Source organism: Leifsonia sp. KNZ13-11D, assembly GCF_056754895.1.
On the sequence record NZ_JBPGWU010000001.1, the window covers coordinates 3892930 to 3919375 of the forward strand.

At 66.1% G+C, this 26446-nt stretch carries 29 protein-coding genes and 1 tRNA gene; 19 read left to right on the top strand and 11 right to left on the bottom strand.

Annotated features, from left to right (window positions below; translation table 11 throughout):
• Window positions 1–49: 49 nt before the first annotated feature.
• Entirely contained in the window at window positions 50–1462 is a 1413-nt protein-coding gene (locus tag ACR9Y5_RS19165; RefSeq protein WP_481299469.1) for a sugar porter family MFS transporter, read from the bottom strand.
• Between the two features lie 121 nt (window positions 1463–1583).
• Here ACR9Y5_RS19165 and ACR9Y5_RS19170 point away from each other — a divergent pair, with 121 nt between their 5' ends.
• The 3 genes from ACR9Y5_RS19170 (at window position 1584) to ACR9Y5_RS19180 (ending at window position 4763) form a co-directional block, all read left to right on the top strand.
• Window positions 1584–2585, top strand: a complete 1002-nt coding sequence (locus ACR9Y5_RS19170; protein ID WP_481299470.1) for a LacI family DNA-binding transcriptional regulator — start codon at window positions 1584–1586, stop codon at window positions 2583–2585.
• 12 nt (window positions 2586–2597) lie between these two features.
• Window positions 2598–3626: an aldose 1-epimerase family protein gene (locus tag ACR9Y5_RS19175; protein WP_481299471.1), complete on the top strand. Its 1029-nt coding sequence runs from the start codon at window positions 2598–2600 to the stop codon at window positions 3624–3626.
• Window positions 3627–3875: 249 nt separating this feature from the next.
• On the top strand, window positions 3876–4763 hold the full coding sequence (locus ACR9Y5_RS19180; protein ID WP_481299472.1) for a hypothetical protein: 888 nt from the start codon (window positions 3876–3878) through the stop codon (window positions 4761–4763).
• Here ACR9Y5_RS19180 and ACR9Y5_RS19185 read toward each other — a convergent pair.
• Both ACR9Y5_RS19185 and ACR9Y5_RS19190 read right to left on the bottom strand, forming a co-directional pair.
• On the bottom strand, window positions 4760–5098 hold the full coding sequence (locus ACR9Y5_RS19185) for a helix-turn-helix domain-containing protein (RefSeq protein ID WP_481299473.1): 339 nt from the start codon (window positions 5096–5098) through the stop codon (window positions 4760–4762). The two genes, ACR9Y5_RS19180 and ACR9Y5_RS19185, sit on opposite strands and share 4 nt — an antisense overlap.
• Before the next feature lie 24 nt (window positions 5099–5122).
• Complete coding sequence (locus ACR9Y5_RS19190) at window positions 5123–5527, bottom strand: helix-turn-helix domain-containing protein (protein WP_481299474.1); 405 nt, start codon at window positions 5525–5527, stop codon at window positions 5123–5125.
• 95 nt (window positions 5528–5622) lie between these two features.
• Between ACR9Y5_RS19190 and ACR9Y5_RS19195 the strand changes: the two genes are divergently transcribed.
• From ACR9Y5_RS19195 to ACR9Y5_RS19205, 3 genes are all read left to right on the top strand, one after another.
• On the top strand, window positions 5623–6681 hold the full coding sequence (locus tag ACR9Y5_RS19195; RefSeq protein WP_481299475.1) for a hypothetical protein: 1059 nt from the start codon (window positions 5623–5625) through the stop codon (window positions 6679–6681).
• The gene (locus ACR9Y5_RS19200) at window positions 6678–8507 is read left to right on the top strand and encodes a hypothetical protein (RefSeq protein WP_481299476.1); all 1830 of its coding nucleotides are present in this window, start codon (window positions 6678–6680) and stop codon (window positions 8505–8507) included. Before ACR9Y5_RS19195 ends, ACR9Y5_RS19200 begins: the two co-directional genes overlap by 4 nt.
• A 221-nt stretch (window positions 8508–8728) precedes the next feature.
• A complete protein-coding gene (locus ACR9Y5_RS19205; RefSeq protein ID WP_481299477.1) occupies window positions 8729–9790 on the top strand; it encodes a DUF4917 family protein in 1062 nt (353 codons plus the stop codon).
• 173 nt (window positions 9791–9963) lie between these two features.
• Here ACR9Y5_RS19205 and ACR9Y5_RS19210 read toward each other — a convergent pair.
• A tRNA-Leu gene (locus tag ACR9Y5_RS19210) sits at window positions 9964–10047 on the bottom strand.
• A gap of 142 nt (window positions 10048–10189) precedes the next feature.
• Here ACR9Y5_RS19210 and ACR9Y5_RS19215 point away from each other — a divergent pair.
• The 7 genes from ACR9Y5_RS19215 to pknB all read left to right on the top strand — a co-directional run bounded on the left by ACR9Y5_RS19215 (window position 10190) and on the right by pknB (window position 19117).
• On the top strand, window positions 10190–10927 hold the full coding sequence (locus ACR9Y5_RS19215) for an FhaA domain-containing protein (RefSeq protein WP_481299478.1): 738 nt from the start codon (window positions 10190–10192) through the stop codon (window positions 10925–10927).
• Window positions 10924–11520, top strand: coding sequence for an FHA domain-containing protein FhaB/FipA (locus tag ACR9Y5_RS19220; protein ID WP_481299479.1), 597 nt, complete (start codon window positions 10924–10926; stop codon window positions 11518–11520). Before ACR9Y5_RS19215 ends, ACR9Y5_RS19220 begins: the two co-directional genes overlap by 4 nt.
• Before the next feature lie 2 nt (window positions 11521–11522).
• Window positions 11523–12773 carry a PP2C family protein-serine/threonine phosphatase gene (locus tag ACR9Y5_RS19225; protein ID WP_481299480.1) on the top strand — a complete coding sequence of 417 codons (1251 nt, stop codon included), beginning with the start codon at window positions 11523–11525 and terminating at the stop codon, window positions 12771–12773.
• Complete coding sequence (locus ACR9Y5_RS19230; protein WP_481299481.1) at window positions 12757–14163, top strand: FtsW/RodA/SpoVE family cell cycle protein; 1407 nt, start codon at window positions 12757–12759, stop codon at window positions 14161–14163. Before ACR9Y5_RS19225 ends, ACR9Y5_RS19230 begins: the two co-directional genes overlap by 17 nt.
• A 1-nt stretch (window position 14164) precedes the next feature.
• The gene (locus tag ACR9Y5_RS19235) at window positions 14165–15619 is read left to right on the top strand and encodes a peptidoglycan D,D-transpeptidase FtsI family protein (RefSeq protein WP_481299482.1); all 1455 of its coding nucleotides are present in this window, start codon (window positions 14165–14167) and stop codon (window positions 15617–15619) included.
• Complete coding sequence (locus ACR9Y5_RS19240; RefSeq protein ID WP_481299483.1) at window positions 15616–17343, top strand: serine/threonine protein kinase; 1728 nt, start codon at window positions 15616–15618, stop codon at window positions 17341–17343. The genes ACR9Y5_RS19235 and ACR9Y5_RS19240 overlap by 4 nt, the downstream gene beginning before the upstream one ends.
• Before the next feature lie 79 nt (window positions 17344–17422).
• Entirely contained in the window at window positions 17423–19117 is a 1695-nt protein-coding gene (gene pknB, locus ACR9Y5_RS19245) for a Stk1 family PASTA domain-containing Ser/Thr kinase (protein WP_481299484.1), read from the top strand.
• Window positions 19118–19133: 16 nt separating this feature from the next.
• On the opposite strand, the gene ACR9Y5_RS19250 is transcribed toward pknB, so the two are convergent.
• The 3 genes from ACR9Y5_RS19250 to ACR9Y5_RS19260 are packed head-to-tail and all read right to left on the bottom strand — an operon-like array spanning window position 19134 to window position 20703.
• Window positions 19134–19772 (bottom strand): anthranilate synthase component II, encoded by a 639-nt coding sequence (locus tag ACR9Y5_RS19250; protein ID WP_481299485.1) that lies wholly within the window; start codon window positions 19770–19772, stop codon window positions 19134–19136.
• The gene (locus tag ACR9Y5_RS19255) at window positions 19769–19927 is read right to left on the bottom strand and encodes a hypothetical protein (protein WP_481299486.1); all 159 of its coding nucleotides are present in this window, start codon (window positions 19925–19927) and stop codon (window positions 19769–19771) included. The genes ACR9Y5_RS19250 and ACR9Y5_RS19255 overlap by 4 nt, the downstream gene beginning before the upstream one ends.
• Before the next feature lie 2 nt (window positions 19928–19929).
• On the bottom strand, window positions 19930–20703 hold the full coding sequence (locus ACR9Y5_RS19260; RefSeq protein WP_481299487.1) for a class E sortase: 774 nt from the start codon (window positions 20701–20703) through the stop codon (window positions 19930–19932).
• 111 nt (window positions 20704–20814) lie between these two features.
• Here ACR9Y5_RS19260 and ACR9Y5_RS19265 point away from each other — a divergent pair, with 111 nt between their 5' ends.
• Window positions 20815–21075: a cell division protein CrgA gene (locus ACR9Y5_RS19265; protein ID WP_064110473.1), complete on the top strand. Its 261-nt coding sequence runs from the start codon at window positions 20815–20817 to the stop codon at window positions 21073–21075.
• Between the two features lie 215 nt (window positions 21076–21290).
• On the opposite strand, the gene ACR9Y5_RS19270 is transcribed toward ACR9Y5_RS19265, so the two are convergent.
• Both ACR9Y5_RS19270 and ACR9Y5_RS19275 read right to left on the bottom strand, forming a co-directional pair.
• The gene (locus tag ACR9Y5_RS19270) at window positions 21291–22148 is read right to left on the bottom strand and encodes a rhomboid family intramembrane serine protease (protein ID WP_481299488.1); all 858 of its coding nucleotides are present in this window, start codon (window positions 22146–22148) and stop codon (window positions 21291–21293) included.
• Window positions 22149–22171: 23 nt separating this feature from the next.
• Window positions 22172–22711, bottom strand: a complete 540-nt coding sequence (locus tag ACR9Y5_RS19275) for a peptidylprolyl isomerase (RefSeq protein ID WP_310132698.1) — start codon at window positions 22709–22711, stop codon at window positions 22172–22174.
• A gap of 122 nt (window positions 22712–22833) precedes the next feature.
• Between ACR9Y5_RS19275 and ACR9Y5_RS19280 the strand changes: the two genes are divergently transcribed.
• Together ACR9Y5_RS19280 and ACR9Y5_RS19285 are read left to right on the top strand one after the other, a co-directional pair.
• A complete protein-coding gene (locus ACR9Y5_RS19280; RefSeq protein ID WP_481299489.1) occupies window positions 22834–23400 on the top strand; it encodes a hypothetical protein in 567 nt (188 codons plus the stop codon).
• Window positions 23401–23468: 68 nt separating this feature from the next.
• Window positions 23469–23666, top strand: a complete 198-nt coding sequence (locus ACR9Y5_RS19285) for a PspC domain-containing protein (protein WP_481299490.1) — start codon at window positions 23469–23471, stop codon at window positions 23664–23666.
• Here ACR9Y5_RS19285 and ACR9Y5_RS19290 read toward each other — a convergent pair.
• Complete coding sequence (locus tag ACR9Y5_RS19290; protein ID WP_481299491.1) at window positions 23663–24103, bottom strand: NUDIX hydrolase; 441 nt, start codon at window positions 24101–24103, stop codon at window positions 23663–23665. The genes ACR9Y5_RS19285 and ACR9Y5_RS19290 overlap by 4 nt on opposite strands.
• 48 nt (window positions 24104–24151) lie before the next feature.
• Here ACR9Y5_RS19290 and ACR9Y5_RS19295 point away from each other — a divergent pair, with 48 nt between their 5' ends.
• Together ACR9Y5_RS19295 and ACR9Y5_RS19300 are read left to right on the top strand one after the other, a co-directional pair.
• Complete coding sequence (locus ACR9Y5_RS19295; RefSeq protein WP_481299492.1) at window positions 24152–25015, top strand: Fpg/Nei family DNA glycosylase; 864 nt, start codon at window positions 24152–24154, stop codon at window positions 25013–25015.
• A gap of 44 nt (window positions 25016–25059) precedes the next feature.
• On the top strand, window positions 25060–25191 hold the full coding sequence (locus tag ACR9Y5_RS19300) for a hypothetical protein (RefSeq protein ID WP_481299493.1): 132 nt from the start codon (window positions 25060–25062) through the stop codon (window positions 25189–25191).
• A 69-nt stretch (window positions 25192–25260) separates the two neighbouring features.
• On the opposite strand, the gene ACR9Y5_RS19305 is transcribed toward ACR9Y5_RS19300, so the two are convergent.
• Window positions 25261–25692: a rhodanese-like domain-containing protein gene (locus ACR9Y5_RS19305; protein ID WP_481299494.1), complete on the bottom strand. Its 432-nt coding sequence runs from the start codon at window positions 25690–25692 to the stop codon at window positions 25261–25263.
• Window positions 25693–25785: 93 nt separating this feature from the next.
• Here ACR9Y5_RS19305 and ACR9Y5_RS19310 point away from each other — a divergent pair, with 93 nt between their 5' ends.
• Window positions 25786–26250 (top strand): Lrp/AsnC family transcriptional regulator, encoded by a 465-nt coding sequence (locus tag ACR9Y5_RS19310; RefSeq protein ID WP_481299495.1) that lies wholly within the window; start codon window positions 25786–25788, stop codon window positions 26248–26250.
• Window positions 26251–26446: the final 196 nt, after the last annotated feature.

Here is a 26446-nt window from a genome sequence, read left to right on the forward strand (position 1 = left end):
GGCTGGTTCGGGCCGAGCAGGATTGGTTCCATAAGGGCTCTCTCTTCTATCAGTGGTGGTCGCGAACGGAATGCATCGAGCCGGTCTCCAACTCGACCTCGATGTCTTCAAGCGTCCGAGCCTTGGTTTCTGGCAGGATCCGCCAAAGGACGATCGCGCCAGCTACGGCGAAGACGGCGAATGCCCAGAACAAGGTCGTCGCGCTGAAAGTCGAGATGACCGACAAGACCACGAGAGAGATGATCAGGTCAAGGCTCCAGTGAGTGACCGTTCCGAATGAGGATGCTTTGCCTCGCACATGGCTGGGAAAGATCTCGCTGTTGACCAACCAGATCGCGATGCCCAGGCTTGCGGCGAACACGCCTTCGTAGACGACTAGGCCGAGGACAAGCAGTTGGCCGACGAGGGTTGATTGCGGGAAAAGGTACAGCACTCCGATACCGACCAGAGCCGCAGCGACAATCAGAGTCCCGCCGATCAGCAGCGGCCGTCGCCCGAGGAAATCCACCAGCAGCAGCCCGAGCAACGTGAACACCAGGAACGCGCCGCCGATTCCAACCGACGACAGAATCGCCGACGAGTCGCCGAATCCCGCGTTCTTCAGCATCGTCGGTGCGTAGTAAAGGATGGCGTTGACACCCGAGAGCTGATTGGTGGCTGCAACGACCACGCCGATCACAATTCCCCGGCGGACGCCGCGGGAGGCGAACAGAGTCTTGAAGGAGACGGCGCGTTCGCGACCGACGGCCTCCTCGATCGACGCGAGTTCCTTTGACACTGTCTGCTCGTCCGGCCGGATTCGGTTGAGTACAGCTCGTGCGTCCGCCCTGCGGCCGGTTGTCGCCAGCCAGCGCGGGCTCTCAGGCAACGGGATCAGGCCGATCAGCATGATGACAGCAGGTACCGCGGCAAGGCCGATCATCCACCGCCAACCGTGGATCGCTGCGAACGCGTAGCCGACGAGGTACGAAACGAAGATCCCGAACGCGACGAACAGCTGGTTGAACGACACCAGGCGACCGCGGACTTTCGCTGGCGCAATTTCGGCGATGTACATCGGCACGACTAGCGAGGAGGAACCAACCGAAAGCCCCAGCAGGAAACGAGCAACATAGATCAGTGGGAGCGAATCGATTAGCGAGCTACCGAGCGCACCGACGATGTAAAGGACAGCCAACGCAATCAGCGTGCGTTTACGGCCAATCCGGTCGACCAGGGGGCCACTGACAATGACGCCGACGACTGCTCCGGCGAGGAGGACGGCGACGAAAGCTTGCTGCCCGAACTGGTTGAGATGGAGTTCGGGCGTCACATAAAGCAGCGCTGCCGACACTATCCCGGTGTCGTAGCCGAATAGCAGCCCTCCCAACCCTGCAATGATCGACGCCCAAATCACGATGCCTCGGTGATGGGACGGCGCGGATGTGTTTTGGCGGGCCGCAACGGTTCTATTGGTGGTCATTGTCGTCTCCTGAACGTCGTTGTTGTGGAATCAGAGCCTTTTCGCGTTTGAGGTAGCGTTACCTTTGCTCTAGGTAGCGCTACCATAGTGCGAAACCGTCGGAGTGTCAAAGGAGGAGACCGTGGTGACATTGCATGAAGTGGCCCGCCGCGCCGGAGTCTCTCCAATGACCGCATCCCGCGTGTTCGCGGGAAAAGCGTCCGTGGCGGAGGCTTCCCGCGCCGCCGTCCTCGCAGCTGCAGCCGAGCTTGGCTACGTTCCGAATGAAGTCGCGCGTAGCCTGCGCAGCAACCGCAGTCACGTCATCGCGCTCATCGTTTCCGACATCGAGAACGCGTTTTTCGCGACGATCGCAAAGACCGCCGAGAAGGCGTTGGCCGAAGCCGGATATCGGTTGATGATCTCCAGCAGCGACGAAGACGTGGAACAGGAACGCGACTTGCTTGTGGGCGTCGGACAGGTCCGCGCGGACGCGCTCCTGATCACGCCGACTCCACACAATGGCGAGGCGCTGCATCAGTTGCGAGCGCGCGGCTTACCGATTGTTCAGCTCGATCGAGCTGTACCGGGGGTCGAGTGCCCCAGCGTGCTGCTGGCAAACGCTGAAGCCGCCGAGCTCGCAATCAACCACCTGTATCAGCGCGGACATCGAGAAGTCACGATGATTAGTGGTCCCTTGAGTTTGACGACCGGGCATGAGCGCGCTGACGGCGCCCGCGCTGCCGCGGCGGCACTGACCGATATGAAGTTGACCGTGATCGAGGCGACATCGTTCATGCACGAGCCGTCCGTCGACACCGTCGTCGCCGCGCTCGAAACCTCAGCGACGGCGATCATCGCCGGCAACAACATCGTCCTCGAAGCGTGCATGGACGCGTTCACTCGCAATCACGTCTCAGTTCCGGACGACATAGCGTTGATCGCGTTCGACGACCTGCCGTGGATGAATTGGGTGCAGCCCGCTGTCACGTCGATTCGTCAGCCGCTTGAAGCAATGACCCGCACCGCGGTCGACAGGTTGCTTCAGCAGCTTGCTGGCCCCTCTGACCTTGAGCCGACCGCTACGGTGCAGCGATTCTCCGCTGACCTCGTCGAACGCGATTCGGTGCCGACCCGCCGCTAAGGAATCCCCAAAATGACCAAATCCAATGTGCACGACCTCGTCCGCGCGCGTTCTCATCTGTTCGGAACCCATCGTGCCCCGGCACGAATTGACGAGTTCACGGCCGAACAGGGCCCCGAGCGAGGTGCGAGGGTCATGCGTCTGGTCAATGGCGGAGGATTGGAGCTCGAGCTTCACCCCGACAGAGCTTTGGATATCGGCCATGCAACGGTCGATGGCATCCCGTTCGCGTGGGCGTCGCCGGTCGGATTCGCCGCTCCTGGTCTCGCTGAACATTTCGGGCACGGGTGGCTGCGCACCTTCGGCGGTGGACTCCTCGCAACCTGTGGGATGGATACCTTCGGCGATCCGAGCAATGGCGTTGACGGTGAACCGCACCCGCAGCACGGCCGCTTCGGGACGCAGCCCGCCCGAGTCACCCGCGCGGTGGCAAGTGACGAGTCCCTCACGGTGGATGCGGAAATAGTTCAAGCCGCGGTCCACGGCGAGTACATCGTCGTGCGGCGGCGAATCGAAACCCGCATCGGATCACGTTCAGTCAGCGTTGTCGACGACGTCACCAACCGCTCCGACCGCGAACAACCGCACATGGTGCTGTACCACGCGAACGTGGGGTGGCCGGTCCTCGGTCCGCGAAGCATTCTGTCGAACGACGCGATCTCAGTCGAACCGGAGAACGCGGAAGCGATGTCCACCGGAGATGACTGGTCTGCCGTCACGGAACCGGACCCTGATGCCGGCAGTTTGGTCTACCTGCACCGCATGCCTGCCGACCAATGGGCGTCCACGCGTATCGAGAACCCTGAAACCCGGCTCGCGCTGACGATTTCTGCGGACACCAGCACGTTGCCCTACCTGCATTCATGGAAGGTGATGCGCACGTCGCAGTACGTCCTCGGCGTTGAACCGGCGAACAGTCCTGTCATGTCGGGCGCGGCGGATGCATCCAGTCGGGGCGCGCTGCTCATGCTGCAGCCAGGGGAAACCGTCCGCCACCGGCTCAGATACGACTTCGAGACCTCACTTGATCGTGGTGAGTAAGACCGAACTTACAAAACGAACGCGGAGCTACGCGGATGCCTTCTTGCGTGCCGGGGCGCGGTCCCAGAAGGGCCACGACTGTGGTCGTTGATACGGCGTCATGCGATCCAATACTATACGGAGCGTTGGTATATCGCTGCGAAAGCGCAAGGGCGCTGGCTGCGCGCGGGGCCGATAGCGGGATCGTGCACCTAACCTCCGCGGAGGTCGCCCTGGTGCGCCGGTCACGAAGCGCACTATTAATAGACAATGAGCGAGTTCAGACCGGTCATCGATGATCCCGTCTGGTCGGAGGTACGCGACTTCGTACGCGATCGCGTAAACGCGTGTGTTGGCCGTACCGCTTATTCCGAGGGCGAATTGAACATCGCCGCGACAAAGCTGTGCGTCTGGGCGTGGGAGACAGCAGGGTTCGATCTGGAGACGGAGATTGTCTTCCGCCCCGACGTGATCGCCCATTACATCGCCTCCGGGGCGAGCGAATATAAGCCGGCCGGACGAGGCAACCTCCGTTCGCAGTTGCTGCGCATGTCCGAGGTGATGCTTCCCAGCCTCGCTCAAAGGAAGATGCCGCCTCTGCCCGCTTCCGATCCGACGCGACCCTATAAGCCGAAGGAGGTCGTCTCGATGCGCGGCTGGGCGGAGTGGCAGAGTACGCCCGCAAGGCGGGCGAACGCGCGCACACTGATAGCCCTCGGCTTTGGCGCCGGCCTCAGCACGATAGAAATCGGGCATCTGCGGGTGCGGGACATCGAGGTCGACGCAAACGGCGTCATGGTTCACGTGTCCGGTGAACGAGCCCGGCAGGTACCCGTACTCAGGGAGTGGGAGCAGGAATTGGTGGCGCGGACGGAACAACTCGAGTCGGACCGATGGGTGTTCCGCGAGAACCACACAGCGTTCTACCCGAATCTTGTCTCGAACTTCGTCAATCGCTCTCAGGCGACAGTGGTGCGACCGCAGGTCCAGCGGATGCGGACGACCTGGCTGCTCACACACCTCAACGCGCGCACGCCGTTGGCGCCTCTACTGGCTGCGGCAGGCGTCGACTCGCTCGGATCCCTTGGCCGCTACCTTCGCTTCGTGGACCCGCTGCCCGCGTCGGCGGCCAGATCCTTGCTGCGAGAGCCGGTTTAGGCGAACTCGTCTGGAACGTCGGGCGCGGCATGCCTGTCCTCGAAATAGATGAGGAATCGGGCGCTATCTTCGGCGGTCATGATGGTCGCGCCGTTCAGCATCCGCGACACCTTCGCCGTCCGCAAGCCTGTTGCTTCCGCGACGAGGCGCTGAGTAACTCCGTGTTCAGCCATCTGTCGACGAATCCTGCTCGCGCGTCTCGCCTGCATGAGAGACGCACGCGCACGCGCACGCTCGTCGATTCCGATGGTCGGCACCAGCTCTGGCGTGTCAACGAGCCCGAAAGTCTTCGGGTAAATCAGATAGTCGCGGGGACGGTAACGCGGATCGGGCACCGCATTAGCGTATATGTTGCGCTGTTAGCGCATCTCACGCCGCGCTCGCGCCTGAGGACCCGCTGGCGCCGCCGTTTCCTTCGCCGAGGGTGCCATGTACATCTGATCCATCATCTCGCGCAAGTGCCGAGAGGCGTAAACGAGACGCCCGAGGTCATCTAGTCGCATCACGATGGTGCCGTTGAGAAGACGGGAGAGCCGGTCGTAGCTGATGCCGGAATCCGACGCAAGCTGTTTCCGGGTCACGCGGTGCCGTCGTAAGCCAGTCCGAACATGCTCCGCAACCACATGTTGGAAGTGCGCGGCGAACCGCTCTGCTTCCTCACGACCCGGTGCCACGCCGACGAGGCGCACCGGTTCGTCACCGTCGCGCCCGAACGCATCAGGTGGGACAAGGTAATTGCGTGGCACATAGCGCGGGTCCGGCACCCCTTCAGCTTACCTTCTAGGGCTGTAGGCCCGCCCTCGCGCGCTGTAGGCCCCAAAATGGCCGGCAACGCTTTTCGGTCGCTCATAGACCCAACATGAACGAAGACAACCTTCTCCACAGCACCCCGTCCACCACGAAGCTGACCACCGCAGACCGGGCGTACTACATTCCCGACGGTGCCGCTTCAAAGCCTCTTGACCTTGACGGTGCCGAGCTATTTAATAACCAACACGACGAACGGATTCGCCGCACTATTGCGAACTTCACTCCACGAATGTCCAGAGAGCTCTGGCGCCGGGTCGGAGATTTCACCCGGTCTGCTGTCACTGACTTCGCGCCGAATCATGGGCGTGAAGCCGAACTGGTCATGTCGGTCGTCGCACGTCTCGCCATCTGGTCAGAGTCCGTTGGTGCCCTAGAGCTCGAACGCGAGACGGTGTTCAGCGGTCACAACATCGAGCAGTACATCGCCAGCGGCAGCCACAAGGGTTCTGCATCGGCAGTGTCCGACGCGCGACTGATGCTCATGCGGGTAGGTGCAGAGCTCGGCGTCATCGACCGAGAGCGTGTTCGCAGCCGGCCCCGTAAGCGCCCCTCCGTAATGTCCCCGTACACCGCGGCCGAGATGGCACTATTCCGGTCGATGGGGACCACCCGGTCCAGCGCATCCCGCCGACACAACTGGACCGTGTTCCTGACCCTCGCCGCCGGATGCGGTCTCTCCGCAGACGAACTGCTGAGCGTCAAGCACACCGATGTCAGCAGCCTGAACGGAGCCCTCGTCGTCCACGTCGCGGGTCGGACAGTCACCTGCTCCGCACGGTTCGAAGACGACCTCGCATCCTTGCTGGCGAACATCACCAGCGAGTACCTGTGGACCATCCCAAGCGGGTGGCGTCCAGGGGAAAGAACCCCCTCCGGCTGGCTCCACGCAATGATTCGGGGGTCAGCACGCAACGAACCGTATCCCGTCGCCGGAAGGCTCCGCGCAACCTGGATTGTTGAGCAGCTGAACAAGGGCGTGCCGGTGAACACGCTCACCGCGGCGCTCGGAATCACATCGCTTCGCCCCCTCGAAGGCTACCTGCCCTACATGACGGCGCAGAGTCCCGAAGCGGCCAGTGCCGCCCTCCGTTCGGAGGTGGCCGCGTGACCATCCGCACCGACCGCAACCGTGCCGCGGCAATCGTCAAGGAATACCTTCCCAGCATCACCATCGTCGGCAGCACCGGAATCATCGTCGACGACAAAGTCGCCTTCATCCGCGACCTCATCCGCTCCTCCGGCATCCCGAACCAAATCGACGCTTGGAACGCCGAAGACAATGCCGACAAATCCGCCGGCGGCCGACCGCGCATCATCTCCACCGAGACAGTGCTCACGCTGCTCCTGCTCGCCGCAGCAGAACAGGAGAGCCTCGAGGTCGTCGACATCGCACGCACCGTTCACGAACGGCTCTCCGACCGCAGTCTGACCCTGCTCGGACTTCCCACTCGGAAACGGGACTTCGCGAAAGACTGGTACGCCCCGATTCGTTTCGCGCTCAACCGCCTCGTCGCAACCATCGACCCCAAGCCGGGCCGTCGCAACAAGTTCCCGACCCGGGAAGAATACGAGGCCATCCTCGCCCAACGTGTGAAAGAGAACAGCGCGGCGAAGCAGGAGCGGCTTGACTGGGTGACGAACACCCTTCTTCACTCCACCATGAGCCTGCTGCCGCCGCGGTTCTGGTCCGCATGGAAGGGCGACCTCACCATCGATGCGACCGTCGTCCCGGCGTACGGGAAGAAAGGCGCTCCCTACCAGCCGAGCACGGTCGACCCTCTGAAGCAGCACCTCGCTGTTGAATACGACGCCGGGTGGTACATGCGCAACGCGAAACACGACAGCGTCGAGAAGATGAAGCTCGCGAAGAAGGCCGTGTTCGGATGGGACCTCACGCTCTGCGCGATGACCAAGCATGACCCGAATGGTGAAACGACGTTCCCCCAGCTCATCCTCGGCATTGGAATGACCGTACCCGGCAGCGCGCTCATCCAAACGGGACGCAGCGTGGTCGAGTTCATCGCCGCCAACGGACACCCGGCAGGCCGCATCACCGGGGACCGCGGCTACGCCGCCAGCGCCAGTCCTGCGGACTTCCAACTGCCGCTGAGGCGGCTCGGCTACGACATGGTCACCGACTACAAAGTCGACCAGCTCGGCGACAACGACCTCTACTCCTACGCGGGCGCCATCGGCGTCGAAGGAGCCTTCTACTGCCCGGCTATGCCGAAGAACCTCATCAACGCGACAAAGGATTACAGGGCGAAGAACATCCCTTGGGACGTCTGGCAGAAGCGCATCCAGAAGCGCAGAGACTTCCGCCTCCGTCCCAAGGGAAAGCCCAACGCGGACGGCAGCATCACCATGATGTGCCCGGCACGCGGCTCGGGAGCCACCGCCACCTGCCCCATCGCCGGCGCCTGCTCCACGGAGCAGTACAGCCCTCTGGTCCCCATCACCAACCCGCCAGTCGAAACCAAACGGGGCCCCATCTGCACCAACAAAGCTTCCGTGAAGTTCCCCATCGAACACGGCGCGAAGTTCCAGCAGAAGTACCACTTCGGCAGCCAGGAATGGCGCGACATCTACCAAACCGACAGAAGCACCATCGAGGGCATCAACGGCGCGCTGAAGTCAGCGAACATCCCCCTCGACGGTGCAACGGTCCGCCGTCTCCGCGGGTACACCTCCCAGTACCTGCTCGTCACGATGCTGGTCGCCACCGAGAACCTGCGACGAATCCAGTCGTACCGCGACTCGCTACTCCAACACGCGAACGAGACGGCCCGAGACAAGCACCTGGACGCGAAACACGTCGCCAAACAGACGCGCAAGTCCAAAGAAGAGGTGCGAGTCGGCGCCTGGGATGGGTTCCCCGAGAAGACCGACGCCGAACGCGAGGAAACCGCCCGCGTAGTGAAGGGCACCAACTAACGCAACGCAAAAGAGAGGAAGGCCCCCGAACACTCGGGGGCCTTCCTCTTATTGTTTCCATCTCATTCCGCGCATGGCCCTCGCTCGCGGGCTCGCGGCGCCAAACATTGACCAGACAGACTGAGAAGCAAACCCCGACACAAGGACTAAATGCTGGACTTTGCCTTCTTAAGCACTGCAATCGTCAACGCCCGCGCACCTCGTCGCCGGGAGTATCGCGCATGATCGGTTACGAGGAAGCGTTCGCCTGGATCGAGCAACTGCCCGGCAAAGCGCCCACACTTCTGCTCGGCAACGGATTCAGCGTCGCGTACGATCCCGCGCGCTTCTCCTACAGGGCCTTGCGTGAGACCGCGCAACAATCCGGGTTCATCGGTGCAATCGCCGGCAAGTTCTTCGACGCCCTCAACACATACGACTTCGAACTCGTCATCCGTCAGCTGCTGGACGCGGCATACGCGCTGGAAGTCCTCGACCCGATGGCACACGCCACCGAAATCGCCCAGCTCCGTAGCGAGGCGGCGGCGCTAAAAGACGGACTAGCGAAGACCCTCGCCGATCTCCACCCGGAACGCCCAACGGACATCAACGATGCTCAATACAGGCGAGTCCGCGCCTTCATCGACCGCTACTCCCGCATCTACTCGGCGAACTACGACCTCCTGCTGTACTGGACAACGATGCACGACGAAGCTGCACCCAGCCAGTTCGGCACAGCAGATGACGGATTTCGTCAACCCGAGAACCGCGACGCCGAATACGTGGTGTGGAACTACCTCTCGCCGCAAACACAGACGATCCACTACCTCCACGGCGCGCTGCACCTCTACCGAGACACCGAAGAGGCCGAACTTCGCAAACTCACCTGGGTACGCACCGGCGAAGCACTTATTGACCAAATACGTCAACAGCTCGAAGCGAACCGCTTCCCGCTCATCGTCGCGGAAGGCACCAGCAAAGAGAAACTGAGCCGCATCCAAACCAGCGACTACCTATCCAAGGGATTGCGATCTCTCGCAACAATCGGCGGCGGAATGGTCGTCTTCGGCTTGTCGATGAGCCCCAACGACGAACACATCATGAAAGCGATCGCGCAGTCGAAAGTCAGCCGGCTAGCAGTGTCCGTGTACGGGGATCCCGCCTCCGACGCGAACCGGCAACTCATCACAGCCGCACAGCAGCTCGTGACCCGACGCCTTGACGGACGCGGTCGAGTCGCTCTCGAAGTCGTTTTCTTCGACGCCTCAACCATTCCACTGTGGACGGAACCGCCGGCACCATAGGGGCCTCACCTTGCGGGGCTTCCCAACCTGCCTAGGCTCGGAGTGCCGCAGATGCGGAGGCCCGCCGGACGGCCCCGACAAATGAAGAAGGCCCCCGATAACTCGGGGGCCTTCTTCATTCGTTCGTCAGGGTTTTATCAATAGATCAGGTGAGATCTATCAATACCCCTTCGTGCGCGAGGGGGGACTTGAACCCCCACGCCCTTGCGGGCACTGGCACCTGAAGCCAGCGCGTCTGCCAATTCCGCCACTCGCGCGAACCCAGGAACTCTAACACGACGCGCGGATCGTTCACGAATCCGGGCATCCTCCGGTCGGCTGATCTTCACCCGATAGCCAGTGGCTTTCCCAGGGTTCCGACTAACATGCATGTAGTCATCGAGCCGGAAGCGGGAGACTGTGGGCATTCTGGACAACTTCGAGCGGGGGCTCGAGCGCGCCGTCAATGGCGCGTTCGCGAAGACCTTCCGCTCCGGGCTGCAGCCGGTCGAGCTCACCAGCGCTCTCCGCAAAGAACTCGACACGAAGGCCGCGGTCGTCGCGCGCGACCGCGCGCTCGCGCCCAACCGCTTCGTGCTGCGGATGTCCGACGCCGATTTCACTCGGATGCGCTCGATGGGCGCCGCGCTCACCGACGAGCTGATCGACTTCGTGCAGAAGCACGCGGCCGCCCAGCACTACCAGTTCGCCGGCGGCATCTCGATCGAGCTGGAGCAGGACGCCGAGCTGTCGGTGGGGATGCTGCAGGTGGAGTCCGAGAATGTGAAGGGCGACGTCGCCTGGACGCCGGTGCTCGACATCGACGGGGTGCACCACCCGCTCACGCACTCCCGCACCGTGATCGGCCGGGGCGCCGACGCCGACATCACCGTGAACGACACCGGCATCTCGCGCCGCCACGTCATGATCACCTGGGACGGCCACCGCGCGCAGGTCGAGGACCTCGGGTCGACCAACGGAACGAAGCTCGACGGCGAGCCGCTCCGCAAGGCGATCCTCGAGCCGGAGTCCGTCATCACGCTGGGCCGCACACGAATCGTCTTCCGCGTGCTCCCCCAGGCCGCTCCCGTTCAGCGCGGCCGCGTCGACGACGCGACCCGGCGGCACGATGTCGGCAACTTCTGGAGCCCTTCGTGAACCCCAGTGAGCTGACCCTGCTGGTGCTGCGGTTCGGCTTCCTCCTTCTGCTGTGGCTGTTCGTGTTCGGGATCGTCTACGCCCTGCGCACCGACCTGTTCGGCCAGCGCGTCCGCAAGCTGCCCGAGTCCCGTTCGGCCGCGACGCCCGCGTCCCCGTTCCCGGCGGCCGCCCCCGCAGCTGCCCCAGCCCCCGCGCCGGTCGCGGCCGGTCCCACCGAACCGGTCATGAGGGCCGCGCCGGTCTCCACCCTGCCGTCCGGCGCCAACCGCGCCGGCGGCCACACCAACGCCAGCGTGCAGACCACGCGCCGCCTGGTCATCACCTCGGGTCCGCGGGCCGGCACCGAGCTTCCGCTCGGCCGCGACCCGATCACGATCGGTCGCTCCAGCGACTCCAACCTCGTCATCCGCGACGACTACACCTCCACCCACCACGCCCGCCTGCTCCTCTGGAACGACGAGTGGATGATCCAGGATCTCGACTCCACGAACGGCACGTTCCTCGACGGCCGCCGCGTGACGGTCCCGACCCAGGTCCCGCTCGACACGCCGATCAAGATCGGTACGACCACGTTCGAGCTGCGGCGGTAATCGTGGCGGCGAACAAGGCGGCGGCGATCTCCCACGTCGGGAAGATCCGCTCGAACAACCAGGACTCCGGGTACGCCGGACGCCAGCTGTTCGTGGTCGCCGACGGCATGGGCGGTCACGCCGGCGGCGACGTCGCCTCGGCGATCGCCGTCACCCGGATCCGGGAGGCCGACCGCGAGTACGAGACACCTGGCGAAGCCGAGTTCGCCCTGCAGTCGTCGCTGATCGCCGCCAACTCGCTGCTCGCCGAGACAGTCTTCGAGCATCCGGAACTGACCGGGATGGGCACCACGGTGAGCGCGATGGTACGCGTCGGCGATCAGGTCGCCTTCGCCCACATCGGCGACTCCCGCATCTACCTGTTCCGCGACGGCGAGCTCAAGCAGGTCTCCACCGACCACACCTTCGTGCAGCGACTCGTCGACAGCGGCCGCATCACCGAGGAGGAGGCGATGGTCCACCCCCGCCGCTCGGTGCTCATGCGGGTGCTCGGGGATGTGGACGCCTCCCCCGAGATCGACACGTGGACGCTGGACACCCGTCCGGGCGACCGCTGGCTCATCTGCTCCGACGGTCTGAGCGGCGTTGTCAAGCACGACGACATGCTGGCGGCCCTCTCGTCGAAGGACGGACCCAAGCAGGTGGCGGAGCGCCTGCTCAAGCAGAGCCTCGACGCCGGAGCCCCGGACAACGTCACCGCGATCGTGCTCGACATCGGCGACACCGCGCGCGGCGACGTCGTCAAGGAGCCCGTCACCGTCGGCTCCGCCGCGTCCCCGCTGCAGTTCGGCGTCGAGCCCAAGCCGACCACACGCGCCGCGCGGCTGCCCGGCCTCCGCCTGCACCCGATCCGCCCGGCCACCGGGCCGACGCACTTCGAGCCGCAGTCCGAGGACTACCTCGACGAGCTGATCGAGGAGGATGCGCGCCGCGCCCGGCGCCGCCGCCTCACCTGGATGATCGGTCTGATCGTGCTCGTGGTGGCGATCGTGCTCGCCATCGTGCTCGGCTACCAGTGGACCCAGTCCCGCTACTACGTGGGAGCGGCTCCCGACGGCAAGGTCGCCATCTACCAGGGCGTGCAGCAGGGCATCGGACCGATCAGCCTCTCGCACCTCTACCAGGAGTCGGACGTCGACATCGACGACCTGCCGGTGTACGACAAGCAGCAGGTCGAGCAGACCATCAACGCCGACGACCTGCGTGCGGCCCAGACGATCGTGGAGCAGCTGAGCGATGCCGGCAGACAGTAGGACCGCCGCGCGCGAGCAGGCCCGACCGCCCCGGAACCCGACCGGGCCGGTGAAGCGGCTGCGCCTTCCGGCGAAGCTCCGCAACCGCGAGCTGTTCCTCCTCCTGATCGCGTGCGCCATCAATGCGGCGGCGGTCGTCCTCGTGCAGCTCGGCGCGCTGGGGCATGTGGACCTGACGCTCGTCTACCTGGGCGCCGGGCTCTCCGCGCTGGTGCTCGGCATGCACATCGCGCTGCGGTTCGTGGCGCCCCAGGCGGACCCGTTCCTGCTGCCGATCGCGACCCTCCTGACCGGCATCGGGATCGCCGAGATCTACCGCATCGACATCCACTACAAGGATGCCGGCTGGGACAGCGCCGGGGTCAAGCAGATCGTATGGAGTGCCATCGCGATCGTCTGCGCGATCCTGGTGGTGGTGCTCATCCGCAACCACCGCATCCTGCAGCGCTACACCTATCTCTTCGGCTTCGCGGCGCTCGTGCTGCTGCTCCTCCCGATGCTTCCCGGCATCGGGCGCGAGATCTACGGCGCGCGGGTGTGGATCGGGATCGGGCCGTTCAGCTTCCAGCCCGGCGAGATCGCGAAGATCTGCCTCGCGGTGTTCTTCGCCGGCTACCTGGTGCAGGCGCGCGACTCCCTCTCGACGGTGGGAAAGAAGTTCCTCGGCATCCGCTTCCCGCGCGCCCGCGACCTCGGACCGCTGCTCGTCGTCTGGCTGATGGCGATGGCCGTCATCGTCTTCCAGCGCGACCTCGGAACGGGTCTGCTCATCTTCGGTCTCTTCCTCGTGATGCTGTACGTGGCGACCGCGCGCATCAGCTGGGTCATCCTGGGTCTGCTCCTGATCGTGGGGGGCGCCGTGGTCGCCAGCCAAGTGCTCCCTTACGTGCACGACCGCTTCGCCAACTGGCTGAGCCCGTTCTCGCAGAACGTCTACGATGCGCAGGGCGGCAGCTTCCAGCTCGTCCAGGGGCTCTTCGGGCTCGCCCACGGCGGCCTCATCGGAACCGGTCTCGGACAGGGTCAGCCCTGGATCACCCCGGTCTCGCAGAGCGACTACATCATCGCGAGCCTGGGCGAAGAGCTGGGCCTCGCCGGCCTTTTCGCGCTGTTCGCGCTCTACCTCGTCTTCGTCGCACGCGGGCTCCGCATCGGCTTCGCCGGTCAGGACGACTTCGGCAAGCTGCTCGCCGTCGGTCTCTCGTTCACGCTCGCCCTGCAGTGCTTCATCGTCATCGGCGGCGTGACCCGCGTCATCCCTCTGACCGGCCTCACCACGCCGTTCCTGGCCGCGGGCGGCTCGTCCCTCGTCGCCAACTGGATCATCGTGGCGCTGCTGCTGCGGTTGTCCGACACCGTCCGCAATCAACCCCGGCTGGTGGTGAGCTGACATGAACCGTGAGATCAAGCGCGTGAGCACGATCGTGCTCGGGATGTTCCTGGCCCTGCTGGTCTCGACGTCCATCCTGCAGGTGTTCCAGGCGGACACGCTGAACACGGATGCGCGCAACACCCGCGCGCTCAACGACAGCTACTCCGCGCAGCGCGGCGCCATCCTCGTGCAGGGGCAGCCGATCGCGCAGTCCGTGCCGTCGAACGACGTCTACAAGTGGCAGCGCGTCTACAGCAACGGCCCGCTCTACTCGGCCGTCACCGGCTTCTTCCCGATCAACGGGGAGCCGACGGGTCTCGAGGGCGCGCTCAACGCCAAGCTGAGCGGCTCGGCGAACTCGCAGTTCTTCGACCGCGTGAACGCCATCCTGACGGGCAAGAACCCTCAGGGCGCGGCGGTCGAGACGACGATCGACCCGGTGGCGCAGCAGGCGGCGTGGGATGCGCTGGGCGACAAGCAAGGGGCCGTGGTGCTCCTGCAGCCCAAGACCGGCAAGATCCTCGCGATGGTCTCGAAGCCCACCTACGACCCGAACATCCTGGCCTCCCACGACGGCAACGCCGTCGACGCCGCCTACAAGCAGCTCCTCGAAGCCCCCGGCGAACCGTTGATCAACCGCACGATCGGCGGCAACCTCAACCCGCCCGGGTCCACCTTCAAGCCGGTGATGAGCGCCTCCGCGTTCGGAACCGGCCAGTACACCAAGGACAGCCAGCTCCCGAACCCCGCGTCCCTCCCCCTCCCCGGCTCGGGCACCGTCGTCAAGAACGACTCGCTCACCACCTGCGGGCCCGGCGCCACCGTCTCGATCGCCACCGCGCAGATCCTCTCCTGCAACATCCCCTTCGCCGAGCTCGGCATGCAGCTGAAGCCCGAGGTGATCAAAGATCAGGCGGACAAGTTCGGGTTCAACCAGTCGCTCAGCATCCCCATCCCGGTCGAGAAGAGCGTCTACCCGCTGTACCCGGACCCGGCCGAGCGCGCGCTCGGGTCCTTCGGGCAGATGGACGACCGCGCCACCCCGTTGCAGATGGCGATGGTGTCCGCGGCGATCGCCAACGGCGGCACGCTGATGACGCCCAACCTGGTGGACTCCATCCGGTCGGCCGATCTGCAGACCGAGGAGAGCTTCCAGCCGAAGGAGTTCTCGCGCCCGCTGAGCCAGCAGAATGCGGACACCATCAAGCAGATGATGGTGGACGGCGTCGATCACGGCGTGGCGAGCAATGCAAGAATAGACGGGGTCCAGGTCGGCGGTAAGACGGGCACTGCGCAGAACGGGGAGAACGATCCCTACACGCTGTGGTTCACCGGTTTCGCGCCGGCGAACGACCCCGAGTTCGCTGTGGCTGTAGTTGTCGAAAATGGCGGTGGACAGGGTCAGAACGGCACGGGGAACTCTCTTGCCGCTCCGATCGCGAGGAAAGTACTAGAGGCGGTGCTGAATAAATGAGACCCACAGCAGGGCTCACCTTCGGGGGACGTTACGAGCTGCAGTCGCGGATCGCGATCGGCGGCATGGGCGAAGTGTGGCAGGCCACGGACCTCGTCATCGGTCGCACCGTCGCCATCAAGATCCTGAAGGACGAGTACCTCGGCGATCCCGGCTTCCTCGAGCGCTTCCGTGCGGAGGCCCGCCACGCGGCTCTCGTCAACCACGAGGGCATCGCCAACGTCTACGACTACGGCGAGGAGGAGGGCAGCGCCTACCTCGTCATGGAGCTCGTCCCCGGCGAGGCCCTGTCGAGCATCCTGGAGCGGGAGCACGTCCTCAGCACCGACCGGACTCTCGACATCGTCGCGCAGACGGCCGCCGCCCTCCACGCCGCGCACGCGGCCGGCCTGGTGCACCGCGACATCAAGCCCGGCAACCTGCTGATCACCCCGGACGGCCGGGTCAAGATCACCGACTTCGGCATCGCCCGCATCGCGGACCAGGTGCCGCTGACCGCCACCGGTCAGGTCATGGGAACCGTGCAGTACCTCTCGCCGGAGCAGGCGTCCGGTCACCCGGCCTCCCCGACGACGGACATCTACTCGCTGGGCATCGTGGCCTACGAGTGCCTGGCCGGGCGCCGGCCGTTCACCGGCGAGTCGCAGGTGGCGATCGCCATGGCGCAGATCAACGAGGCTCCGCCGGAGCTCCCCGCCACTGTGGCGGAGCCGGTCCGCAACCTCGTCTTCGCGTGCATCGCGAAGAACCCGGCCGACCGTCCCGCGTCCGCCGCGCACCTCGCACGCGCCGCCCAGGCCCTGCGCCGCGGCGACGTGCATGCGGCCGCCGCGGCCGTCCCGGCGATCCTCGGGGCCGCCGCAGCGACGGACGCCGCCACCGTGCTCATGCAGGGACCGGTGGCGCCGACCCAGGCGACGACGGTCCTGCCGGCCACCGCCGTCGCGCCGGTCATCGAGGAGGAGACGACCGCGCCGGTCGAGGAGCGGAAGCGCAGCCGGTGGACCTGGCCGCTGATCGCCCTGATCGCCCTGCTCGCGCTGGTGCTGATCGGCACGATCATCACACTGGTCGCCCAGCCCAAGGCGGCGCCCACGTCGTCCCCCGTCGTCACGTCCAGCAGCCAGCCGACCACGCCGTCGCCGAAGCCGACCCCGACGAGCAACACCGTCCAGATCACGGAGAGCGACTTCCTGGGCCTGACCGCCGACCAGGCGCGCGACAAGCTCCAGCAGCTCGGGATGGTCGCCGACGTCTCGCAGGGCAACGCTGCGACCACCCAGGACCAGGCGAACAAGGTCTACTCGGTCAACCCGACCGGCCCGGTGCCGAAGGGCTCGACCGTCTCGGCGAAGGTCTACGGCCCCGTCGCGCCGATCCCGACGCCGACCGACACCGTCTCGGCGACACCACCGTCGGGAGAGGGCACGCCGAACTCGCAGATCACGGTGAACTTCGGCTCGGCCACCTGCCCCGCAGGGCAGAACCTGATCGGGCGCCGGCTGTACGTGAACGGCCAGCCGCAGACGCCGGTGAACGACACGAAGATGGTGTGGTCGCCGAGCGCGGCCGGGACCTACCAGCTCACTTACACCATCTTCTGCGGGGAGTCCGTGGAGTCCGGTCAGTCGCCTGCGCTGCCGTACGAGGTCACCTCCTCGACCTCGACGCCGGCGCCGGGAGCCGGCGGCGCCGGGGGCGGCGGGGGCACCGGCAACAAGTGACCCCGGCCCGGAGCCTCGGGCGGATATCCAGCCGGGCCCCGCTACACTAACCGGAGTCAGCACCCAGAAGGAGTCCGCATTGAGCCCAGATAGCCGCCTGCTCGCAGGCCGATATCAGGTCGGCGAACTCATCGGCCGGGGCGGTATGTCGGACGTTCACCGCGGCACCGACACCCGCCTGGGCCGTACGGTGGCGATCAAGCTGCTGAAGCCTTCCCTGGCGACCGACCCCGCGTTCCGTACCCGCTTCCGGCAGGAGGCGCAGGCCGCAGCCCGCATGACCCACCCGACGATCGTGCGCGTCTTCGACGCCGGCGAGGAGACCGTTCGCGAGCCGAACGGCCACGAGGCGCAGCTTCCGTTCATCGTCATGGAGTTCGTCGACGGCGTCCTCCTGAAAGACCTCATCAAGAAGGGCCCGCTCGAGCTCTCGGAGGCTGTCCGCATCACGGAGGGCATCCTCACCGCTCTCGAGTACTCGCATCGCGCCGGCGTCGTGCACCGCGACATCAAGCCCGGCAACGTGATGATCACCAAGACCGGCCAGGTGAAGGTGATGGACTTCGGCATCGCCCGGGCCATCAGCGACTCATCGGCGACGGTCGCGCAGACCACCGCGGTGCTCGGCACCGCCAGCTACTTCTCGCCCGAGCAGGCGAAGGGCGAGTCCGTCGACGCCCGCACCGACCTCTACTCCACCGGCGTCGTGCTGTTCGAGATGCTCACCGGGCGTCCGCCCTTCCGCGGAGACACCCCGGTGGCGGTCGCCTACCAGCATGTGAGCGAGACCGCTGTCGCGCCCAGCACCGTCAACCCCAAGATCTCGCCCGCAATGGACGTCGTGGTCGCCCGGGCTCTCACCAAGGACCGCTTCGAGCGCTACCAGACCGTCGCGGAGTTCCGCGCCGACCTCGAGGAGGCGGCCGCCGGTCGCGTCCCGAAGCGCAAGCACGAGGACGAGCTCGCCGAGACCCTCTTCGGTGCACCGCCGAGCTCGGTCTCCGGGCCGGAGGCGGCCTTCCGGCAGCTGGCCGAGGACCAGACGATGACGCGCACGCAGCGTCGTCCACCGGTCATCTGGATCTGGGCCGGCATCGCCATCATGGCGGTCGTCATCGTCGCGGTGCTCGCGTGGGTGCTTCGGCTGGCGCCCAGCACGACGATGCCGGACTCGTCCCGCAAGGTGCCCAACCTCTCCGGGCAGACCATCGACAAGGCGTCGACCGAACTCGAGAACATGAAGCTCAAGTGGGTGCAGACGACCGAGTCGAGCCCGACGTACTCGCAGGGCGAGGTGATCCGCACCGACCCCGGCGCGGGGATCGTCGTCGCCACCGGTGACACCATCACGGTGTACGTGTCGACAGGCAAGAAGACGGTGTCCGTCCCGGACGTCCACAACATGACGGTGGATGCGGCGACGCAGGCGCTTCAGCAGGCGGGGCTCACCGTGGGGCCGACGACGTCGGAGAACTCGGCGACGGTGCCGGCGAACGTGGTGATCTCCACGGATCCCGCAGCGAACGCGTCCGCGCACGAAGGCGACGCGATCGGCCTGCACGTGTCCAGCGGCAAGGTGACTCTCACCGACCTGACCGGTCAGACCATCCAGGCCGCCACCGGCATCCTGTCGCAGCTCGGGTTGACGGCTGATCCGAAGCCGGATCCGACGTGCCCGCAGGACAAGGGCGCGACGATGGTGCACACCCAGTCGGTCGCCCCCGGGGATGTCCCGCAGGGCACGACCGTGGATCTGACCTACTGCTCGGGCTGATCCGACGCCGGGCCGGTCAGCCCAGCTTGACCAACGGGTTGAGGGAGCGGGACGCCTCCGCCGCGCCCGCCAGCCCCGCCGCCTCGAGCCAGTTGCCCAGCATCCGGTAGCCGCCCTCGGTCAGCACCGACTCGGGGTGGAACTGCACCCCGTAGATCGGGGCGTCGCGGTGCTGCAGCGCCATGATCACGCCACCCTCGGTGCGCGCGGTGATCTGGAGTTCCTCGGGCAAAGTCCCGTCCACGACGGCGAGGGAGTGGTACCGCGTGGCCGTGAAGGGCTGCGGAACGCCGTCGAAGAGCGTGGTGTCGTCGTGGCTGACCTTCGAGGTCTTGCCGTGCATCAGCTCTTCCGCGTTGGTGACCACTCCGCCGAACGCCTCGGCGATCGCCTGGTGGCCGAGGCACACGCCGAGCAGCGGCTGCCCGGTTCGCAGCACCTGCTCGACGATGGCAATGGAGACCCCGGCGTCAGCCGGCTTGCCGGGACCGGGAGAGAGCAGGATCGCGTCGTACTCCGCGAGCCTGCCGGCCAGTTCGTCCGCGGAGATGTCGTCGTTACGGACGACCTCCGTCTCGGCGCCCAGTTCGCGCAGATAGCCGTTCAGCGTGTAGACGAAGCTGTCGTAGTTGTCGATGACGAGTACGCGAGTCACGGCCCCACGGTACCTTCCTGCGGACCGAGGAGCGAATCCACCCAGGGAAAGACCCAGGTCACGAGGACGAAGAGCGTCACGGCCACCAGCACGAGCAGGATGAGCAGCCGCACCCACCAGGGTCCGGGCAGCACTCTCCAGAGGGCTCCGTACATCGTCAGCCTCCCTGTCCGACCGCGGCAGCGATCTCGCTCGGAACGTCCTGGGGCGGAGCGAACGTCTGGAACACGCTGTAGGCGATCAGGCGCTCGCCCGCGTGGAAGGGCGGGTTGCACGTCGTGATCGTCATGAACCGCTCGACGGGAGTTGCCGCGGGCTCCCGCGGGACCGGGAGCAGCACGCTGACCGCCGTCGGCTGCACGTACTCGAAGTTCCGGAAGGTATAGGTGTACCAACCGTCCTGGGTCTGCACGTAGATCCGGTCGCCGATGCGGAGCTTCGAGAGGTCGATGAAGGTGTTGCCCCATCCCGAGTCGTGCCCGGCGACGGCGAAGTTGCCGACCTGACCGGGCATCTGGGTGTCGACGTAGTGCCCGACGCCCGCGGTGTAGCTGTTCAGGACGCGCTCCGTGTCGACGGTCTGCCGGATGACCCGCTTCCAGTCCGGACCGAGCCTCGGCACATACAGCACTGCGAACGGCTGGTACGGCGCCGGAGCGGCCATGACGGGTGGGTCGAGCTGCGCCGTCTCGGTGCCGGGCGTTGGCTTGGGTGCCTTGAGCGCATCGTTCACCCACTTCTGGCTCTGCTGGGCGGCGGCGGTGGTCTGCTGGCCGGCCAGCACGAGGTTGTTCCACCAGAGCTGCCAGCCGAGGAAGAGGAGGACGAGCACGCCCGCCGTGATCAGCAGCTCGCCGATGACGCCGACCACCGTGGGACGCCGCGCAGGCCGGCGCAGCCGTCGGCGGTCGCGGGTGTCGGGCGTGGTCATGTGTCGGATTCTAGAGACGGTCGCTGGGAAACGGCACGGCACATTCCGGCTCACGACCCCTGTTCGGGGGCCTCAGAAAGCTCCGGGCCTTCCCCGCTACACTGTGGAGCTATGGCCCGCAGCAAGTCGAAGACGAAACCCGAGCGACCCGCCCGCGCCGAGCGCACGGCAGCGGCGTCCGGAGAAGAGGCGCCGAACCCGGTGTGGTTCAAGCCGCTCATGTTCGGCTTCATGCTGCTCGGGCTGATCTGGATCATCGTCTTCTACGTGAGCCAGAACCAGTACCCCATTCCGGCCCTCGGCGCCTGGAACATCCTCGTCGGCTTCGGGATCGCTTTCATCGGGTTCCTGATGACCACTCGCTGGCGCTAGCGGCCTCTCACACGTCTTCGACCCGGGCCGGCTCCCAGCCGGCCCGGGTCGTGTGTTTTCCACACTTCTCCACAGGCGGCCTGTGAGTAGTCGGGCCGCGTTCGGCCGCGCTTTCCCCAGTGTTAATAAGCCTGTGGAGAGTTACAAGCGTGTAATTACCCACAGTGTTAATAAGCCTGTGGATAACTTATCCACGCCTTGTGGGATTACAAGACTCACACGAAGAAGTGGATGAGGCTGATCGCGACGAACACCACGCAGAGCAGCACGAGCAGCGGAAGCTGCCAGCGCCGGCGCTGAGGCTGGCGGGTCTCCACGTAGATCAGCCCGACGAGCAGGCCGCCGATGAGGCCGCCCACGTGCGCCTGCCAGGCGATGTTGAACCCCGGCAGGAAGCCGATCCCCAGATTGATGGCCAGCAGCACGAGCATCTGCGTCGCGTTGCCGCCCAGTCGTCTCTGGATGATGAAGAACGCTCCGAACAGGCCGAAGATCGCTCCGGAGGCGCCGAGCACCGGCTGCACCGGCGACGCGAGCAGCAGCACGCCGAGCGATCCGGCGAAGCCGCTGATCAGGAAGAGCGCCAGATATCGAGCCCGTCCGAGCATCGGCTCCAGGGCCATCCCGAACACCAGGAGCGTGTACATGTTCAGGGCGATGTGGATGATGTTGGCGTGCGCGAAGACGCTGGTGAACATCCGCCAGGGCTCGAAGGCCACCCCGAACGTGCCGCTCGGGTACGAGTACGCGCCGGCGTACACGATGGCGCTGTTCACGGGGAGGTTGAGCAGTTGCCCGAGCGTCTGGACGATGAACACGAGCACGCAGACGGCGATGATCGCATAGGTCACCACCGGCGCGCCCGACCCGGTGAGCCGCGTGAGCCAGGCCGGCTTGGTGCGAGGGTGCGTCGCGCGCTGCTGCGCCATGCACTCCGGGCACACCACGCCGACGGCTGCCGGGGTCTGGCATTCGCCGCAGATCGTGCGGCCGCAGCGCTGGCAGAGCACATAGCTCTGACGGTCAGGATGCCGGTAGCAGTAACTCGCGCGGGCGTCGACGGGCTGAGTCATGTGTGCCGCTCGCCCGTCCTCTCTCAGACCTGCTCGACGTCGATCGACTCGATGACCACGTCGTCCAGCGGCCGGTCCCGGGCGTCCGTCGGCACCTCGGCGAGCTTGTCGACGATCTTGCGCGACGCGTCGTCGGCGACCTCGCCGAAGATCGTGTGCTTGCCCTGCAGCCAGGTGGTGGGCGCGACGGTGATGAAGAACTGCGAGCCGTTGGTGCCGCGTCCGCCCTGGATGCCGGCGTTGGCCATGGCCAGGATGTACGGCTGGGTGAAGTCGAGCTCCGGGTTGATCTCGTCGTCGAACTGGTAGCCCGGACCGCCGACGCCCTGGCCGAGCGGGTCGCCGCCCTGGATCATGAAGCCCGGGATGATGCGGTGGAAGACCACACCGTCGTAGAGAGGAGCGGTCGACTTCTCGCCCGTGGCGGGGTGCGTCCACTCGATCTCGCCCGTCGCCAGCCCGACGAAGTTGCGAACCGTCTTCGGCGCGTGGTTGCCGAAGAGGTTGACCTTGATGTCTCCGTAGTTAGTGTGGAGCGTGGCGACAGCGGTGTGCTTAGACATGGCACCAATTCTTGCACAGGGCGTACAGACGACTTGGGCGGCCTGAGGACCTCTCGGGCCATCCTCAGCCCTTTCGGTGGCAAGATGGAGTCAGTCGCCACCCCGACTCGACGGAGGAACAGATGAGCCTGACACGGAAGCGCAAGAAGGAGCTCAAGCGACTGCGCAGCGGAGCCGAGGACCTGTGGACCCAGCAGCAGGAGGTGCTGGCGAACGCCAACGCCCTCGCGGCCGAGGCTCGCAAGCAGGCGGCCTACTACACCCGCGAAGAGATCGCGCCGCGCGTCCGTGGGGGGTACGACCAGTACGTGCGCCCCGCCGCCGAGACCGCGAAGGCCACCGCCGGCCGCTACGCGGGCCAGGCGCGCGAGCGCGTCGTGAGTGACGTCATCCCCGCGGTCGGCACCGCCGTCGGAACCGCGCTGTCCGTCGTCGACCACGCACGCGCGGCCCGCTCCGCCGCCTTCGCGGGCGAGTTCAAGAAGGCCGGCAAGGAGCTGACGAAGAAGACGAAAGCGGCCACGCAGAGCTCGGGTCCGGGTGCGGGAGGCGTCATCGCCATCGGACTGGGCATCATCGCGGCCGTCGGTCTGCTCTACGCGGTCTGGCAGACGTTCCGCGCCGACGATGAGCTGTGGGTCGCCGACGAGGAGCCCGCGGCTCCGGCGAGCGGCACCACCGAGCAGTAACGACCCCCGGGTCTTTTCGGGGGTTTCCCCGATGGTGAGGATGCGCGCCCGCTGACACGCTGGAGCGCATGAACAGTCTCTTCCGGCCGCGCGATGGCCGCATCCTCGCCGACGTCTGCGCCGGACTCGCCCTCCGCTTCGGCTTGCGGCCGTGGACCGTGCGCCTGCTCTTCCTGCTGTCGTGCCTGCTTCCGGGTCCGCAGTTCATCGCCTATCTCGTGATGTGGATCGTCATCCCGAGCGAAGGCCGGACGGCGACGGTCTAGCCCCCGGTTCCGGCCGAGCTCTCCTGCAATCCGGCGAAGGCCAGTGCGATGTCGACCAGTTCGACGTGCCGCTTGGGGATGCTCGTGAGGGCGAACCACGCGGCCTCGTCCGTGGTTCCATCCTGCTCATCCGTCAGCTCCCCGCCGACCACCGTCGCGCGGTACACGATGCGCAGCGCATGGAGGGGACCCGCCTCCGGGACGAACCGGTGCTCGGCCGGGATCACCTTCGAGTCGATCCCGAGCAGCTCCCCGACCTCGGCGACGTACCCGGTCTCCTCCGCGATCTCGCGCACCACAGCGTCCGCCGGATCCTCGCCCGGGTCGATCCCGCCGCCCGGCAGCGTCCATCCGGACCGGCCGCTCTCGTTCCAGTGGGCGAGAAGGATGCGGTCGCCCTCCGTGATCACGCCGTAGGCGGCGACGCGGATGTCCATCGCCACACTCTACTTCCGTTGTCGGTGGTGAGGGGCAGACTAGAGGTGATGCCCGAACTGCCGGAAGTCACCGCTCTCGCCGCCGACCTCGATGGCCGGCTGAAGGGGCGCGTCGTCGAGCGGCTGTCGATCGTGGCCTTCTCGGCACTCAAGACGTTCGATCCTCCGGCCGATGCGCTTCACGGCCTGACCATCGCCGGCGTCAGCCGTCACGGCAAGTTCCTCGACATCGCGGCGGGTGAGCTCCACGTCGTGGTGCATCTGGCCCGTGCCGGCTGGATCCGCTGGCGCGATGCTCCGCCGCCGCCGTCGACCGGGCGCCTGGGCAAAGGCCCGCTCGCCGCGCGGCTGGTCCTCGACGACGGCTCTGGCCTCGACATCACCGAAGCGGGCACCAAGAAGAGCCTCGCGATCTACGTCGTGCGCGACCCGGCGGAGGTGCCGGGCATTCAGCGACTCGGACCGGACCCGCTCGATCCGTCGTTCACGGAGGAGGCGTTCGCCTCCATCCTGGCGGCGCAGGGGCGCGCGCAGATCAAGGGCGTCCTGCGCAATCAGTCGCTCATCGCCGGGATCGGCAACGCCTACTCCGACGAGATCCTGCACGTGGCCAAGATGTCGCCGTACAAGCCGGCCAACATGGCAGCCGACGACGTGGCGCGCCTGTACGAGGCGATGCAGTCGACGCTGCGGGAGGCGCTGGCTCGCGCCGACGGCCTCGCCGCCTCCGAGCTGAAGAGCGAGAAGAAGTCCAACCTGCGGGTCCACGGTCGCCCCGGTCAGCCGTGCCCCGTCTGCGGCGACACCATCCGCCAGGTCATCTTCCACGACTCCACCTTCCAGTACTGCCCCACCTGCCAGACCGGCGGCAAGCCGCTGGCCGACCGCGTGCTCTCCCGCCTGCTGAAGTAGGAGCCGATTGCGGACAACCCGCCGAGCGCGAAGGTGGGAGACGGATGGGGTCACCGACCACGCGCCTGGTCTTCCAGGGCAACGACGCATGGAAGGGCGTCCCCGGCCACTGGCGGGTCAAGATCGTCAAGAACATCCGCTCGGTGACGGTCAGCGAGTACGTCTGGCGTCCGTGAAAGACCCAACGCCCCGCACAAGCGGGGCGTCGGCTGTTGCGGGAGGCTTTCGCGTCCTGCCCGTTCAGCTTAACAGGCGCACTCGAACCCGCGCGGCGCGGTGAGCGGGTCGAGCGACCCGGCGATCCGACCGGCCTCGTCCTCGGTCGGGAGGCCCTCGCGCGCCCAGTACTCGTATCCGCCGATCATCTCGCGCACTTCGTAGCCCAGTCGGCCGAACGCAAGCGCCGCACGCGTCGACCCGTTGCATCCCGGTCCCCAGCAGTAGACCACCACCGGCATATCGAGCGGGATCACCTCCGGGGCGCGCTGCGGGATGTCCGCGGTCGGGACGTGGACGGCGCCCGCGACGCGGCCTTGAGTCCAGGCCGCTTCCGACCGGCTGTCCACGAGCACGAAGCGGTCGCCCCGCTCCAGGGCGGCGTGGACGTCGGACGGGTCGGTCTCGAAGCGGAGCTTCGCGGAGAAGTGCTGGATGGCATCGGAGGTCTTGATGGTCATGGCTTCGAGACTAGGAAATCGGACCGCGCTGCTGAAGAGACCATCGACGGCATCCGGCGCATCCCGCCGTGGATCTCGTGGCAGAATCACGCCATGACCGTCACATCAGCGTTCGTCGTTGACAGCACCGACCGCACCATCCTCGCGGAGCTGCAGCGCGACGGCCGGCAGTCGATCGCGGAACTCGCCCGGACCGTCCACATGTCGAACAGTGCGGTGGCGGAGCGGGTCCGACGTCTGGAAGAGGTCGGCGTGATCACGGGCTACCGCGCGGTCGTCGATCCGGAGCGACTCGGCTACGGCATCCTCGCCTACCTGCGGCTCCGCTACCCGAGCAGCCAGTACAAGCCGCTGCACGACCTGCTGGCAGAGCTGCCCGAGGTGGTCGAGGCGCACCACGTCACCGGGGACGACTGCTTCATCCTGAAGGTGGTGGCGACGTCCATGCGCCACCTGGAGCAGCTCAGCGGCCGAGTCGGGACGCTCGGAAGCGTGACCACGAGCGTCTCGTACTCGAGCCCGTTCCCGACGCGGACGATCACTCCGCCGCAGCAGTGAGCCGCACGTGGTGCGATAAGTGTGGAGCCTAGGAGATTCGTTATCTACAGGCCGACACGCCGGTTTCCATGACCTAATCGACGATGTGACGATCCCTCGCTAAGTTCCGTCGTAGAGCATTCGTGACTGGGGGTTCTACGACATGGTTTCAGCGGCCATCCGGGCGGTCCAGTTCGACACTCGCTCCGGTCGGAAG

Bases quoted from the DNA above. Each gene is read 5' to 3' on its own strand.
- ACR9Y5_RS19270 (WP_481299488.1), bottom strand. From the start codon at position 22,148: ATGACTCAGCCCGTCGACGCCCGCGCGAGTTACTGCTACCGGCATCCT.
- ACR9Y5_RS19205 (WP_481299477.1), top strand. From the start codon at position 8,729: ATGATCGGTTACGAGGAAGCGTTCGCCTGGATCGAGCAACTGCCCGGC.
- ACR9Y5_RS19290 (WP_481299491.1), bottom strand. From the start codon at position 24,103: ATGGACATCCGCGTCGCCGCCTACGGCGTGATCACGGAGGGCGACCGC.
- ACR9Y5_RS19280 (WP_481299489.1), top strand. From the start codon at position 22,834: ATGAGCCTGACACGGAAGCGCAAGAAGGAGCTCAAGCGACTGCGCAGC.
- ACR9Y5_RS19165 (WP_481299469.1), bottom strand. From the start codon at position 1,462: ATGACCACCAATAGAACCGTTGCGGCCCGCCAAAACACATCCGCGCCG.
- ACR9Y5_RS19235 (WP_481299482.1), top strand. From the start codon at position 14,165: ATGAACCGTGAGATCAAGCGCGTGAGCACGATCGTGCTCGGGATGTTC.
- ACR9Y5_RS19260 (WP_481299487.1), bottom strand. From the start codon at position 20,703: ATGACCACGCCCGACACCCGCGACCGCCGACGGCTGCGCCGGCCTGCG.
- ACR9Y5_RS19285 (WP_481299490.1), top strand. From the start codon at position 23,469: ATGAACAGTCTCTTCCGGCCGCGCGATGGCCGCATCCTCGCCGACGTC.
- ACR9Y5_RS19230 (WP_481299481.1), top strand. From the start codon at position 12,757: ATGCCGGCAGACAGTAGGACCGCCGCGCGCGAGCAGGCCCGACCGCCC.
- ACR9Y5_RS19240 (WP_481299483.1), top strand. From the start codon at position 15,616: ATGAGACCCACAGCAGGGCTCACCTTCGGGGGACGTTACGAGCTGCAG.
- ACR9Y5_RS19275 (WP_310132698.1), bottom strand. From the start codon at position 22,711: ATGTCTAAGCACACCGCTGTCGCCACGCTCCACACTAACTACGGAGAC.
- ACR9Y5_RS19180 (WP_481299472.1), top strand. From the start codon at position 3,876: ATGAGCGAGTTCAGACCGGTCATCGATGATCCCGTCTGGTCGGAGGTA.
- ACR9Y5_RS19195 (WP_481299475.1), top strand. From the start codon at position 5,623: ATGAACGAAGACAACCTTCTCCACAGCACCCCGTCCACCACGAAGCTG.
- ACR9Y5_RS19295 (WP_481299492.1), top strand. From the start codon at position 24,152: ATGCCCGAACTGCCGGAAGTCACCGCTCTCGCCGCCGACCTCGATGGC.
- ACR9Y5_RS19265 (WP_064110473.1), top strand. From the start codon at position 20,815: ATGGCCCGCAGCAAGTCGAAGACGAAACCCGAGCGACCCGCCCGCGCC.
- ACR9Y5_RS19310 (WP_481299495.1), top strand. From the start codon at position 25,786: ATGACCGTCACATCAGCGTTCGTCGTTGACAGCACCGACCGCACCATC.
- ACR9Y5_RS19300 (WP_481299493.1), top strand. From the start codon at position 25,060: ATGGGGTCACCGACCACGCGCCTGGTCTTCCAGGGCAACGACGCATGG.
- ACR9Y5_RS19305 (WP_481299494.1), bottom strand. From the start codon at position 25,692: ATGACCATCAAGACCTCCGATGCCATCCAGCACTTCTCCGCGAAGCTC.
- ACR9Y5_RS19255 (WP_481299486.1), bottom strand. From the start codon at position 19,927: ATGTACGGAGCCCTCTGGAGAGTGCTGCCCGGACCCTGGTGGGTGCGG.
- ACR9Y5_RS19175 (WP_481299471.1), top strand. From the start codon at position 2,598: ATGACCAAATCCAATGTGCACGACCTCGTCCGCGCGCGTTCTCATCTG.